10 protein-coding genes and 1 tRNA gene are annotated in these 12,947 nt (G+C 69.9%); 5 read left to right on the forward strand and 6 right to left on the reverse strand.

All coding sequences use genetic code 11. The features are described from left to right. Nucleotides 1–80: 80 nt before the first annotated feature. From hrpA to S1361_RS19250, 3 genes are all read left to right on the forward strand, one after another. Nucleotides 81–4,025, forward strand: a complete 3,945-nt coding sequence (gene hrpA, locus S1361_RS19240) for an ATP-dependent RNA helicase HrpA (protein ID WP_208033066.1) — start codon at nucleotides 81–83, stop codon at nucleotides 4,023–4,025. Nucleotides 4,026–4,119: 94 nt separating this feature from the next. Then, a tRNA-Asp gene (locus S1361_RS19245) sits at nucleotides 4,120–4,194 on the forward strand. Between the two features lie 412 nt (nucleotides 4,195–4,606). Then, on the forward strand, nucleotides 4,607–4,798 hold the full coding sequence (locus S1361_RS19250) for a DUF6274 family protein (protein ID WP_208033067.1): 192 nt from the start codon (nucleotides 4,607–4,609) through the stop codon (nucleotides 4,796–4,798). Nucleotides 4,799–5,240: 442 nt separating this feature from the next. On the opposite strand, the gene bldC is transcribed toward S1361_RS19250, so the two are convergent. Both bldC and S1361_RS19260 read right to left on the reverse strand, forming a co-directional pair. Next, nucleotides 5,241–5,447, reverse strand: coding sequence for a developmental transcriptional regulator BldC (gene bldC, locus S1361_RS19255; protein ID WP_003949541.1), 207 nt, complete (start codon nucleotides 5,445–5,447; stop codon nucleotides 5,241–5,243). Nucleotides 5,448–5,965: 518 nt separating this feature from the next. Beyond that, complete coding sequence (locus S1361_RS19260) at nucleotides 5,966–6,808, reverse strand: DUF8083 family protein (RefSeq protein WP_208033068.1); 843 nt, start codon at nucleotides 6,806–6,808, stop codon at nucleotides 5,966–5,968. Between the two features lie 200 nt (nucleotides 6,809–7,008). Here S1361_RS19260 and S1361_RS19265 point away from each other — a divergent pair, with 200 nt between their 5' ends. Continuing rightward, nucleotides 7,009–8,115, forward strand: coding sequence for a Leu/Phe/Val dehydrogenase (locus S1361_RS19265; protein WP_208033069.1), 1,107 nt, complete (start codon nucleotides 7,009–7,011; stop codon nucleotides 8,113–8,115). A gap of 290 nt (nucleotides 8,116–8,405) precedes the next feature. Beyond that, nucleotides 8,406–8,651, forward strand: coding sequence for a DUF3073 domain-containing protein (locus tag S1361_RS19270; protein WP_030348846.1), 246 nt, complete (start codon nucleotides 8,406–8,408; stop codon nucleotides 8,649–8,651). A gap of 66 nt (nucleotides 8,652–8,717) precedes the next feature. Here the strand turns inward: S1361_RS19270 and purM are convergent, their stop codons facing one another. From purM to S1361_RS19290, 4 genes are all read right to left on the reverse strand, one after another. Then, the gene (gene purM / locus S1361_RS19275; protein WP_208033070.1) at nucleotides 8,718–9,785 is read right to left on the reverse strand and encodes a phosphoribosylformylglycinamidine cyclo-ligase; all 1,068 of its coding nucleotides are present in this window, start codon (nucleotides 9,783–9,785) and stop codon (nucleotides 8,718–8,720) included. A 35-nt stretch (nucleotides 9,786–9,820) separates the two neighbouring features. Beyond that, nucleotides 9,821–11,350, reverse strand: coding sequence for an amidophosphoribosyltransferase (purF, locus tag S1361_RS19280; RefSeq protein WP_208033071.1), 1,530 nt, complete (start codon nucleotides 11,348–11,350; stop codon nucleotides 9,821–9,823). Between the two features lie 201 nt (nucleotides 11,351–11,551). Next, a complete protein-coding gene (locus tag S1361_RS19285; protein ID WP_208033072.1) occupies nucleotides 11,552–12,007 on the reverse strand; it encodes an META domain-containing protein in 456 nt (151 codons plus the stop codon). Between the two features lie 52 nt (nucleotides 12,008–12,059). Continuing rightward, nucleotides 12,060–12,857 (reverse strand): maleylpyruvate isomerase family mycothiol-dependent enzyme, encoded by a 798-nt coding sequence (locus S1361_RS19290; RefSeq protein WP_208033073.1) that lies wholly within the window; start codon nucleotides 12,855–12,857, stop codon nucleotides 12,060–12,062. Between the last annotated feature and the right edge of the window lie 90 nt (nucleotides 12,858–12,947).

A 12,947-nucleotide genomic window follows, 5' to 3' on the forward strand; every position in this document is an offset into this window, starting at 1 on the left:
TGCCAGGCCACACCATGACATACCGCCCCACTTGAAATCGTTCGCGTGATTTTCCGCCGAGGTGAGATCCTGGATCGCGTATGTCTACGCATCCCGCCCCCGCCCTCGGCACCCTCGCCCCCCGCCTGACCGAGCTGTCGCTGCGCGACGCGCACCGGCTCGGGCGGCGGCTGGAGGGCGCGCGCAAGATCCGTAAGCCGGAGGCCCGTGCCGCCGTCCTCGCCGAGATCGACGGCGAGATCGACAGGGCCGCGGCCCGGATGACCGAGCGCCGCTCCCGCGTGCCGGCCGTCACCTATCCCGAGCAGCTGCCGGTCAGCCAGAAGAAGGACGTGATCGCGGAGGCGATCCGCGATCACCAGGTCGTGATCGTGGCCGGTGAGACCGGTTCCGGCAAGACCACCCAGATCCCGAAGATCTGCCTGGAGCTGGGCCGGGGCGTGCGCGGCATGATCGGGCACACCCAGCCCCGCCGAATCGCCGCCCGGACCGTCGCCGAGCGGGTCGCGGAGGAGCTGAGGACGCCCCTCGGCGAGTCCGTCGGCTGGAAGGTCCGCTTCACCGACCAGGTGAACCCGGACGCCACCTTCATCAAGCTGATGACGGACGGCATCCTGCTCGCCGAGATCCAGACCGACCGCGAGCTGCGCGCCTACGACACGATCATCATCGACGAGGCCCACGAGCGGTCCCTGAACATCGACTTCCTGCTGGGCTACCTCGCCCAGCTGCTGCCCAAGCGCCCGGACCTGAAGGTCGTCATCACCTCGGCGACCATCGACCCCGAGCGCTTCTCCCGGCACTTCGGCGACGCCCCGATCATCGAGGTGAGCGGGCGGACGTACCCGGTGGAGGTCCGCTACCGCCCCCTGCTGGAGGAGGACTCGGACGACGCCGACCGCGACCAGATCACCGCGATCTGCGACGCCGTCGAGGAACTCCAGTCCGAGGGCCCGGGCGACATCCTGGTCTTCCTCTCCGGGGAGCGGGAGATCCGGGACACCGCGGACGCGCTGGAGAAGAAGAAGTACCGGTTCACCGAGATCCTGCCGCTGTACGCCCGGCTCTCCCACGCCGAGCAGCACCGGGTCTTCCAGCCGCACACCGGGCGCAGGATCGTTCTGGCGACGAACGTCGCCGAGACCTCCCTGACCGTCCCGGGCATCAAGTACGTCATCGACCCCGGCTTCGCCCGGATCAGCCGCTACAGCCACCGCACCAAGGTCCAGCGGCTGCCGATCGAGGCGATCTCCCAGGCCAGCGCCAACCAGCGCAAGGGCCGCTGCGGCCGTACGAGCGACGGCATCTGCATCCGGCTGTACTCCGAGGAGGACTTCCTCGCCCGCCCGGAGTTCACGGACGCGGAGATCCTGCGGACGAACCTGGCCTCCGTCATCCTCCAGATGACCGCGGCCGGCCTCGGCGACATCGCGAAGTTCCCCTTCATCGACCCGCCGGACCACCGCAACATCCGCGACGGCGTGCAGCTGCTCCAGGAGCTGGGCGCGCTCGACCCCGACCAGAAGGACCCGCGCAAGCGGCTGACGGACACCGGCCGCAAGCTGGCCCAGCTGCCGGTCGACCCGCGGCTGGCCCGCATGGTCCTGGAGGCCGACAAGAACGGCTGCGTCCGCGAGGTCATGGTCATCGCCGCCGCGCTGTCCATCCAGGACCCGCGCGAACGCCCCGCCGACAAGCAGGCCCAGGCCGACCAGCAGCACGCCCGCTTCAAGGACGAGACCAGCGACTTCCTCGCCTACCTCAACCTGTGGCGGTACATCCGCGAACAGCAGAAGGAGCGGGGCTCGTCGTCCTTCCGCCGGATGTGCAAGCAGGAGTACCTGAACTTCCTGCGCATTCGCGAATGGCAGGACATCTACACCCAGCTGCGCACGGTCGCCAAGCAGATGGGCATCCATCTGAACGAGGACGACGCGCCCGCCGACCGGATCCACGTCTCCCTCCTCGCCGGCCTCCTCTCCCACATCGGGATGAAGGACGTGAAGGACGGCAACAAGAACGAGTACCTGGGCGCCCGGAACGCCAAGTTCGCGATCTTCCCGGGCTCGGCGCTGTTCAGGAAGCAGCCGAAGTTCGTGATGTCGGCCGAGCTGGTCGAGACGAGCCGGCTCTGGGCCCGGGTCAACGCCAGGATCGAGCCGGAGTGGATCGAGCCGCTCGCCGGCCACCTGCTCAAGCGGACGTACAGCGAACCGCACTGGGAGAAGGACCAGGCGGCCGTGATGGCGTACGAGAAGGTCACGCTGTACGGCGTCCCGATCGTCGCCCAGCGCAAGGTGAACTACGGCCGGATCGACCCCGAGGTCTCCCGCGAGCTGTTCATCCGCAACGCGCTGGTGGAGGGCGACTGGCGCACGCACCACAAGTTCTTCGCCGACAACCGCAGACTGCTGAGCGAGGTCGAGGAGCTGGAGCACCGCGCCCGGCGCCGGGACATCGTGGTCGACGACGACACGCTCTTCGACTTCTACGACCAGCGGGTGCCCGAGCACGTCGTCTCCGGCGCCCACTTCGACTCCTGGTGGAAGCACAAGCGCCACGAGCAGCCGGACTTCCTGGACTTCGAGCGGGAGATGCTCATCCGGGAGTCGGCGGAGGCGGTCACCAAGGCCGACTACCCCGACAGCTGGCGGCAGGGGCAGCTCACGTTCCGGGTGACGTACCAGTTCGAGCCCGGCGCGGACGCCGACGGCGTGACGGTCCACATCCCGCTCCAGGTCCTCAACCAGGTCACGGACGAGGGCTTCGACTGGCAGATCCCGGGCCTGCGGGAGGAGGTGGTGACGGAGCTGATCCGCTCGCTGCCGAAGCCGATCCGCCGCAACTACGTCCCGGCGCCCAACTACGCCAAGGCGTTCCTGGAGAAGGCCGTCCCGCTCCAGGAGCCGCTGACGGTGACGATGGCCCGCGAGCTGAAGCGGATGGTCGGTGTCCCGTTCGAGGCGGAGGACTTCGACTGGGCGAAGGTCCCCGACCACCTGAAGATCACGTTCCGGATCGTCGACGAGCGGCGCCGGAAGCTGGCCGAGGACAAGGACCTGGAGGCGCTGAAGCTGCGTCTGAAGCCGAAGGCGCGCAAGGCCCTGTCCCAGGCCGCGGCGGCGACCGCGTCCCGCGAGGGCGGGGAGTCCCTGGAACGCAAGGGCCTGACGGACTGGACGATCGGGACCCTCACCCGGGTCTTCGAGACCCGGCGGGCCGGCCAGCCGGTCAAGGCGTACCCGGCCCTCGTCGACGACGGCGACACCGTCTCGGTCCGCCTCTTCGACACCGAGGCGGAGCAGGCCGAGGCCATGTGGCAGGGCACCCGCCGGCTGATCCTGCGCAACATCCCGGTGAACCCGGCGAAGTTCGCGTCCGAGAAGCTGACGAACGCTCAGAAGCTCGCGCTCTCCGCCAACCCGCACGGCTCGGTCCAGGCCCTCTTCGACGACTGCGCGATGGCCGCGGCGGACAAACTGATCGCGGACTTCGGGGGGCCGGCGTGGGACGAGGAGTCGTACCGGAAGCTGTACGACAAGGTGCGCGCGGAGATCGTGGACACGACGGTGCGTACGGTCGCCCAGGTGCAGCAGGTGCTGGCCGCCTGGCAGGCCTGTGAGCGCCGCCTGAAGGCCGTGAGCAGCCCGGCGCTGCTCGCGAACCTCACGGACGTCCGCAAGCAGCTGGACGCCCTCGTGAAGCCCGGTTTCGTGACGTGGGCGGGCATACGGCGCCTGCCCGACCTGATGCGCTACCTGGTGGCCGCCGACCGGCGCCTGCAGCAGATGCCGACGAACGTCCAGCGGGACACGACGCGCATGGAGAAGGTCCACGAGATGCAGGACGAGTACGCCTGGCTCCTGGAACAGCTCCCGAAGGGCCGGCCGGTCCCGTCCTCCGTGCTGGAGATCCGCTGGATGATCGAGGAGCTGCGGGTCAGCTACTTCGCGCACGCGCTGGGCACGGCGTACCCGGTCTCGGACAAGCGGATCGTGAAGGCGATCGACGCGGCCGTTCCGTAACCGCTCACGCACGGAGGGTGAGTTCGACCAGGACCCTCACCCTCCTGTACAGTCCTTCTCGCAGCGCAACGCACCAGCAAGCGCCGCGAAACCTGGTCCTGTGGAGCAGTTTGGAGTGCTCGCCACCCTGTCAAGGTGGAGGCCGCGGGTTCAAATCCCGTCAGGACCGCAGCAGCAAGGCCCGCATCCCCCAAGGATCGCGGGCCTTACGCATACCCCCACCTCCCCAACCGCAGGCCGCGCCGCGGCGGAGCCGCAAACAAACACAGCAAATCCCGTCAGGACCGCAACACCAAGGCCCGCATCCGACAAGGACCGCGGGCCTCACGCACACCCCGGCCCTGCCAACACCACCGGCCCCCCAAACCGAAGGCCGCGCCCGCGCGGGCGTCGCGAACCAGCACGGCGCGTCCCGGCAGGGCCGTATCGCAAAGGGATCCCGGGAGGGGGCCGTTCTGCTGTTCCGGTCCCGAAGGGGCTTCGGCCGCGTCCGGGGGCGGCGTGCGGCCTTGACGGGGTCACATTCCCTCGGTACCCAGGGAGCAGGGCCCGTCCTCCTGTGCGGCCCCTGGAGGTGGCGTATGACGGCGTCGGTCAGGCACGAGACGCGGGCGCTCCTGAGGGCCCACCTGTCGGCCGCCTCGTCCTACCGGCATCTCACGCGCCACTGTCCGATCTGCCGCCACCTGCAGCGGCTGGCGATGGACGCCGCCCCGCACGGGCAGGAGGGCGAGCAGGAGACCGCCGAGGAGGAGACCCCCGGCGGCGCGTGACCTCCCAGCCGGGTCAACCGCCGTACGGACGTGGGAGCCTGGGTCCCGCACCCCGCCCGACGCTCCTCTAACGCACGCCGGCAGCGAGCAACAAGCGTCCATGCGTGTGACGGGAGTCACCGCATGAGTTTTTGAAACTGAGGCACTTAACCCCACCCTACAAAGGGTCAATTTAATATGTGCAATTGCACCGCCCGCAGAGGCGGCCCACAGTCGTTCCGACAGGCCTCCCCAGACTCCTACAAGGAGGCGCACAAAAAAGATCGCGCTGGACCCGGCGGAGTCCAGCGCGATCGACGACGCACCCTGTGTCGCTGCCTACGACGTTCTCTTCGGCTTGGGCGAGGGGCCTGTTGGGGCAGGTCCCGCGTCGCTTGGAGCTAGCGTTTCGGGCGCCTCGGCCGGTTGGGGGACCGACCGTTGTGCCCGGTTATGAAGTTGTTCAGGCCTCGCTGCGCTGCTGCGGGATGCCCGCCAGCAGGGCGCGGACCTCAGCCTCGCGGTAGCGGCGGTGGCCGCCGAGCGTACGGATGGACGTGAGCTTGCCGGCCTTCGCCCACCGCGTGACCGTCTTGGGGTCGACGCGGAACATGGTGGCGACCTCAGCCGGGGTCAGCAGCGGCTCGGCATCAGGGGTGCGAGCGGTAATGAGCGGCCTCCTCGGGAGAACCGAACCTTCTCGGTTCTTTCCTCTAAATTCTGCACCTTGACCCGCGTTGCCCGAAATGGCGGACGCGAGTCGAGTCGGTTATAGGACGAACGGCTTGTCCTCGGCACTACAACTACACCATCTGTCCAGCCGCGTCGGCCAAACCGATGGAATTGCCCTCCCAGGTGTTCATCAGCGACGGAAGCCGATGGACCATGCCATAGCGGACAGTCACGCCACTGTGACGATCAGTCACAGGACGATCAGGAGTCACCAGACCCCCCAAAGCGTGCAATGCTGAGAATCCGCCCATGCTGGAGCATAGTTGGACGGACGGAGTCCTCCCCGGACTCCTTGTCCTATTTTGGCACGAGGGACGGCAAGAGGCGCAAGGGCCAGGTAAGTGCCATCCGTCACCCTTGGGACAAAAGTCCAGATCGGGATCAACATCCCGTCAGGTGGTCTAAGCGAGTAGAACGTACTTCGTCCGGCGCCGATTTGACCGTGACGTACGTCACTCAGTTCGCGGAACGCCGGTCCCGCACCGCCCGCCACCGCTCCACCAGCCGCCCGTACGCCTCCCCGGCGGCCATGCCGTCGCCCAGGCGCAGCGCCTCGATGCCGGCCGCCACGTCCGCCGCCGAGTGGTCGCCCTCCAGCTCGCCCGGCGGCAGCACATGCACCAGGCCGCCGTAGTCCAGCTCCACCAGCGAGCGCGGGTGGAACTCCTCCAGCCAGCGGCCGACGTCCAGGAGACCGTCGACCAGCGGGCCCTCCTCGACGGTGTCCCGCAGCGTGCGCAGCCCCCGCGCCACCCGGCGCCGGGCCTGCACCATCGGCGTGCGGTAGCGCAGCACCGGCGGCACGTCGGCGGTCCCCTTGTCGTACCGCCGCTCCTCGTCCGAGACCAGCACGAACCAGTTCAGCGGCACCTGCCAGGTCGCCGTCCGGATCCACGGGCGGGCGTCGGGGTTGCGGGCGAGCCAGCGCTCGTAGTCCTGGGCGGCCTGGCGGCGCACCACCGGCGGCAGCACCGCGTCCAGCACCGGCGGCGGCAGCTCCTCGGCCAGCTCGTCCAGGGCCTGCCAGCCGCGCAGCCGGGTCCGCCAGGGGCACACGCAGACCACCCCGTCCACCTCCAGCACGAAGGCGTCGCCGCTCTCGTGCACCGGCACCGCGACCGGCGGGATGGGCAGCAAGTCCGCCAGGGACCGGCGCAGTTCGTCCTGGTAGGAGGGGCGGTCGGGCCGCCGGGCGTAGCGCGCCCAGTGGCTGCGCTCCGGCTCCGGGAAGGCGCCCAGCGGCTCGTACACGCGCAGGTACGCGGCATAGGGGACGACCACGGAGGACACCTTCGGCACGCCTGCTCCCTCCCCATCGGACCCGGCTCGAAACCCCTGCAAATCGTGCCACGGTCATACGTGCACAGAGGGCCTCGGAGAGTGATCCTGAACACTGCGCGGATGGTGAGGTGGCCGAGGCTCTACGCTCATGCCACGGCTCCCCGCCACCCGTACGGGGACCGACCCCACTCGCCGCTATGTACACAGGAGTCACCACAGTGACCGACGTAACCGGCGCGCCTGCTGATGTCCTGCACGCCCTGTTCCACTCGGACCAGGGCGGTCATGAGCAGGTCGTGCTCTGCCAGGACCAGGCCAGCGGCCTCAAGGCCGTGATCGCCATCCACTCCACCGCCCTGGGCCCCGCCCTCGGCGGCACGCGCTTCTACCCCTACGCCACCGAGGCCGAGGCCGTCGCCGACGCCCTCAACCTCGCGCGCGGGATGTCGTACAAGAACGCCATGGCCGGACTCGACCACGGTGGTGGGAAGGCCGTGATCATCGGCGACCCGGAGCGCGACAAGACCGAGGAGCTGCTCCTCGCCTACGGCCGCATGGTCGCCTCGCTCGGCGGTCGCTACGTGACCGCGTGCGACGTCGGCACCTACGTCGCCGACATGGACGTCGTGGCCCGCGAGTGCCACTGGACCACCGGCCGCTCCCCCGAGAACGGCGGCGCCGGCGACTCCTCGGTGCTCACCGCCTTCGGCGTCTACCAGGGCATGCGCGCCTCCGCCCAGCACCTGTGGGGCGACCCCTCGCTGCGCGGCCGGAAGGTCGGCATCGCCGGCGTCGGCAAGGTCGGCCACCACCTGGTGAAGCACCTGCGCGACGAGGGCGCCGAGGTCGTGATCACGGACGTGCGCGCGGACGCCGTCCGGCGGATCCTCGACGCGTACCCCGCGGGGGTGACGGCCGTCGCCGACACGGCGGAGCTGATCCGGGTCGAGGGACTGGACATCTACGCCCCGTGCGCCCTCGGCGGCGCCCTGAACGACGACTCCGTCCCGGTGCTCACCGCCAAGGTGGTCTGCGGTGCGGCCAACAACCAGCTGGCGCACCCGGGTGTGGAGAAGGACCTCGCCGACCGCGGGATCCTCTACGCGCCGGACTACGTGGTGAACGCCGGCGGGGTCATCCAGGTGGCCGACGAGCTGCACGGGTTCGACTTCGACCGGTGCAAGGCGAAGGCGGCGAGGATCTTCGACACCACGCTGGCCATATTCGCACGTGCGAAGGCAGACGGGATTCCGCCGGCCGCGGCGGCGGACCGGATCGCCGAGCAGCGGATGGCCGACGCCCGGGCGGCCCGCGCCGCCCGCTAGCCCGGTCGCACACACGAGCGGTACCCGTCGGCGGGAACTTAGAGAGAACTCTCACTTCCCCCGGCGGGTCGTTCCCCGATAAGTGGTTAAAATCGCCACTGACCAGCGAGGACAGGGCGCCTCGAAGGTCCTGGGCACACGCGCGTGCTGCGGGCGACGTACCGTATGGGCGCGGGCTCAGGTACCGTGGAAGCCCTACGGACCGGCCTCTCCATGGAGAGTCCGTTCCGGATCATGAACGCGTGTCAGACTCTGGGGCCGTCGAGCCCCGTCGTTGAGGGGGTCGAGCCATGGGGCGCGGCCGGGCCAAGGCCAAGCAGACGAAGGTCGCCCGCCAGCTGAAGTACAACAGCGGCGGGACGGACCTCTCACGCCTGGCCGAGGAGCTGGGCGCATCGACATCGAACCAGTCACCGAACGGTGACCGCTTCGAGGACGATGAGCATGACGACGACGACCTGTACTCCCGCTACGCCGACCTCTATGAGGACGACGACGAGGACGAGGGTCCCGCACAGCACCGTCGAGGCGCTTGACCTTGCACTGAGCACGAGACCGGTCGGTGGCACAGCCACCGACCGGCTTCTGTGCTGTCCGCACGGTCAGGCGGCGTAGTCTCCCACCAGCTCCGCGCCGGTCGTCTTCTCGCCACGCTCGGTGATCTCTCCGGCGACCCAGGCGTCGACCCCGCGGTCGGCCAGGGTCGCGAGGGCCACCTCGGCCGACTCCTCAGGGACGATGGCGATCATGCCGACGCCCATGTTGAGGGTCTTCTCCAGCTCCAGGCGCTCGACGTTCCCGGTCTTCCCGACCAGGTCGAAGATCGCGCCCGGGGTCCAGGTGGAGCGGTCGACCACGGCGTGCAGCCCGTCCGGGATCACCCGGGCCAGGTTGGCGGCGAGACCACCACCGGTGACGTGGCTGAAGGCGTGCACCTCGGCGGTGCGGGTCAGCGCCAGGCAGTCCAGCGAGTAGATCTTGGTGGGCTCCAGCAGCTCCTCGCCGAGGGACCGGCCCAGCTCCGCGACCTCGGTCTCCAGGGCCAGCCCGGCGCGGTCCAGCAGGACGTGGCGGACCAGGGAGTACCCGTTCGAGTGAAGCCCGGAGGACGCCATGGCGATCACGGTGTCACCCGTACGGATGCGATCCGCGCCCAGCAGCCGGTCGGCCTCCACGACGCCCGTACCGGCGCCGGCGACGTCGAAGTCGTCCTCGCCCAGCAGACCCGGGTGTTCGGCCGTCTCACCACCCACCAGGGCGCAGCCGGCCAGCACACAGCCTTCCGCGATGCCCTTGACGATGGCCGCGACCCGCTCGGGGTGCACCTTGCCGACGCAGATGTAGTCGGTCATGAACAGCGGCTCGGCGCCGCACACCACGATGTCGTCCATGACCATGGCGACCAGGTCGTGGCCGATGGTGTCGTAGACGCCCATCCGGCGCGCGACGTCGACCTTCGTGCCGACGCCGTCCGTGGCGGAGGCGAGCAGCGGGCGCTCGTAGCGCTTGAGGGCGGAGGCGTCGAAGAGTCCGGCGAAGCCGCCGAGGCCGCCGAGGACCTCGGGGCGCCGGGTCTTCTTCACCCACTCCTTCATGAGCTCGACGGCGCGGTCGCCCGCCTCGATGTCGACGCCCGCCGCTGCGTAGCTGGCACCAGTTGTCTCAGACATGACTGTGAGAGCTTTCGTGTCGTACTGCAGGGGTGTTACGGGCGACGGATCGCGTCGGAGGCGGCCGTGGCCGCGGGACCGGCCGCCAGCTCGGTCTCCAGGAGCTGCTTGCCGAGCAGCTCGGGGTCCGGCAGCTCCATCGGGTACTCGCCGTCGAAGCAGGCGCGGCACAGGTTCGGCTTGGCGATCGTGGTCGCGTCGATCATGCCGTCGATGGAGATGTAGGCGAGCGAGTCGGCGCCGAGGCTGGTGCCGATCTCCTCGATGCTCATGCCGTTGGCGATCAGTTCCGCGCGCGTGGCGAAGTCGATGCCGAAGAAGCAGGGCCACTTCACGGGCGGGGAGGAGATCCGGATGTGGACCTCGGCGGCGCCGGCCTCGCGCAGCATGCGGACCAGGGCCCGCTGGGTGTTGCCGCGCACGATCGAGTCGTCGACGACGACCAGGCGCTTGCCCTTGATGACTTCCTTCAGCGGGTTCAGCTTCAGGCGGATGCCCAGCTGGCGGATGGTCTGCGAGGGCTGGATGAACGTACGGCCCACGTAGGCGTTCTTGACCAGGCCGGCGCCGAAGGGGATGCCGGAGGCCTCCGCGTAGCCGATGGCGGCCGGGGTGCCGGACTCCGGGGTCGCTATGACCAGGTCGGCCTCCACGGGGGCTTCCTTGGCCAGCCGGCGGCCCATCTCCACCCGGGACAGGTACACGTTCCGGCCGGCGATGTCGGTGTCCGGGCGGGCCAGGTACACGTACTCGAAGACACAGCCCTTGGGCTTCGCATCCGCGAATCGGGAGCTGCGCAGACCGTTCTCGTCGATGGCGACGAACTCGCCCGGCTCTATCTCACGGACGTAGCTGGCGCCCACGATGTCGAGGGCGGCGGACTCGGAGGCGACCACCCAGCCGCGCTCCAGGCGGCCGAGGACCAGCGGGCGGATGCCCTGCGGGTCGCGGGCGGTGTAGAGGGTGTGCTCGTCCATGAAGACGAGCGAGAAGGCGCCCCGCACCTTCGGGAGGACCTGGTGGGCGGCCTCCTCGATGGTGAGCGGCTTGCCGTCCTCGTCGACCTGGGCGGCCAGCAGGGCCGTCAGCAGGTCGGTGTCGTTGGTGGCCGCGACCCGGGTGGAGCGGCTGTTGTTGTCGTTCGGCAGGTCGGCGACCATCTCGGCGAGCTGCGCCGTGTTGACCAGGTTGCCGTTGTGACCGAGCGCGATCGAGCCGTGCGCGGTGGCGCGGAACGTCGGCTGGGCGTTCTCCCACACGGAGGCGCCGGTGGTCGAGTAGCGGGCGTGTCCGACCGCGATATGACCCTGGAGCGAACCGAGCGAGGTCTCGTCGAAGACCTGGGAGACCAGGCCCATGTCCTTGAAGACGAGGATCTGGGAGCCGTTGCTGACCGCGATTCCCGCGGATTCCTGACCCCGGTGCTGGAGGGCGTAGAGCCCGAAGTACGTGAGCTTTGCGACCTCTTCACCCGGAGCCCAGACGCCGAAGACGCCGCAAGCGTCCTGGGGGCCCTTTTCGCCGGGAAGCAGATCGTGATTGAGTCGACCGTCACCACGTGGCACGTCTCCGAGTGTAGGCGAGGTCGACCACTGGTCCGAATTGGCGATACGCGCCGGTAACGGCACGGCCGGTCTCGACCGACTTGGTGGTTTCTGCGTTTGCGCTGGTCAGCGCCGTTCTTCAGTGGCCGGCGGGGGTGTGGGGCGCGCCGTACGGGCCGCTCGCGGGCCGCTTCGCCGTATGCATGAGTGAGGTGTCGCACATCATTCGGAGGCGCTGCAGCTGAGGTGGACGCGGTCGCCGTCGCCGTCGGTGAGCGTCAGTTTCGCGGCGTCGCGCTCGGCGGTGAGCGTGCCGGTGGTGAGGGTGCGGGCGAGAGCGCGCTCGAACGCCATCCGCTCCTCGCCGCAGGCCATCCGGGTCGTGCGCAGGTCGCCGATGGTGATCCGGTCGCCGTGCACGGTGGCCCGGGCGCTGAAGTGGTTGCAGCCCAGGTTGCCGGCCGCCCTGCCGTCCTCGTCGATGCGCAGGCGGGCGGGGGCGGGCGCGGGCCGGGTCGTACCGCCGACGGTGATGCCGTCGACCCGCCAGTCGATCCCGGTCACCGGCTGCTGGACGCCCACCGCCCCACTGTCCCCCTTCTCGCTGCCACAGGCCACCGTGAACGGGAGAAGCACGGCGGCCACCGCCAGGGTCACGCGCTGCTTGTACCGGTTCATACGGATTCGACGGGCGGCCGGTGCGACCGGTTCCCGCGCGGCACCGGAAGGGCTAGGCCATGACCGGCAGCAGCCCCCCGATGTCGGCCCGCTCCCCGCTCGCGCTGACCTTCGCATCGGCCAGCGCGTCCTGCCAGGTCAGGCGGCCGGTGGCCAGTCTGATCCAGGTCAGCGGGTCGGTCTCCACGACGTTGGGCGGGGTGCCGCGGGTGTGCCGGGGGCCCTCGACGCACTGCACGACGGCGTACGGCGGCACACGCACCTCCGTGGAGCCGCCGGGCGCCTTGAGGGCGAGGGCGTCGGCGAGCAGCCGGGTGGCGGCGGCCAGGGCCTGCCGGTCGTACGGCACGTCCAGGCCCGGGACGGCGGCGTTGAGGTCGTCGGTGTGGACCACCAGCTCGACGGTGCGGGTGACGAGGTAGTCGGCCAGCGGCAGGGCGCCCGCGCTGGTGTCCAGCAGCCGGCTGCCGGGATGCTCGTCCAGCAGGGCGCGCAGGCTGTGGTCGACGTCGGCGAGGTAGGCACCGAGGTCCGGGTGGCCGGCGGTCAGGCCGCGCGTGAAGTCGTCGATGTCTGCGGCGCGCGGCGCGGTGGAGAACGGCCACTCGGCCACGGTGACGGTCTGCTTCGGCGGGGCCGGCAGCTCCAGGGCCCGGTGGACGGCCGTGGCCGCCATGCCGATGTGCGCGACCAGGTCCCGTACGGTCCAGCCGCCCAGCCGGGTGGGCAGGGCGAGCTGCTCGGCACCGAGCCCGCGGACGGCCTCCCGGACGTTCGCGAACTGGGCGAGGACCGCGGCACGGGTCCTGGCGGGGTCGTAGGTGCGGGCACGTTTCCTGGCCGGTGGCATGGCGGTGAGCCTATGCCCTGACCCTGTGGTCCTTCAGGCCCTTTTCGACCGGGCCGCAACCCTGCCGGGCGCGTCCGGGGGCGCCGGCGG

Source organism: Streptomyces cyanogenus (genome assembly GCF_017526105.1).
GTDB lineage: Bacteria > Actinomycetota > Actinomycetes > Streptomycetales > Streptomycetaceae > Streptomyces > Streptomyces cyanogenus.

What these genes read in the sequence shown, in the direction of transcription:
- hrpA (WP_208033066.1), top strand. Translation starts at nt 81, where the DNA reads ATGTCTACGCATCCCGCCCCCGCCCTCGGCACCCTCGCCCCCCGCCTG.
- S1361_RS19250 (WP_208033067.1), top strand. Translation starts at nt 4,607, where the DNA reads ATGACGGCGTCGGTCAGGCACGAGACGCGGGCGCTCCTGAGGGCCCAC.
- S1361_RS19270 (WP_030348846.1), top strand. Translation starts at nt 8,406, where the DNA reads ATGGGGCGCGGCCGGGCCAAGGCCAAGCAGACGAAGGTCGCCCGCCAG.
- purM (WP_208033070.1), bottom strand. Translation starts at nt 9,785, where the DNA reads ATGTCTGAGACAACTGGTGCCAGCTACGCAGCGGCGGGCGTCGACATC.
- S1361_RS19285 (WP_208033072.1), bottom strand. Translation starts at nt 12,007, where the DNA reads ATGAACCGGTACAAGCAGCGCGTGACCCTGGCGGTGGCCGCCGTGCTT.
- S1361_RS19290 (WP_208033073.1), bottom strand. Translation starts at nt 12,857, where the DNA reads ATGCCACCGGCCAGGAAACGTGCCCGCACCTACGACCCCGCCAGGACC.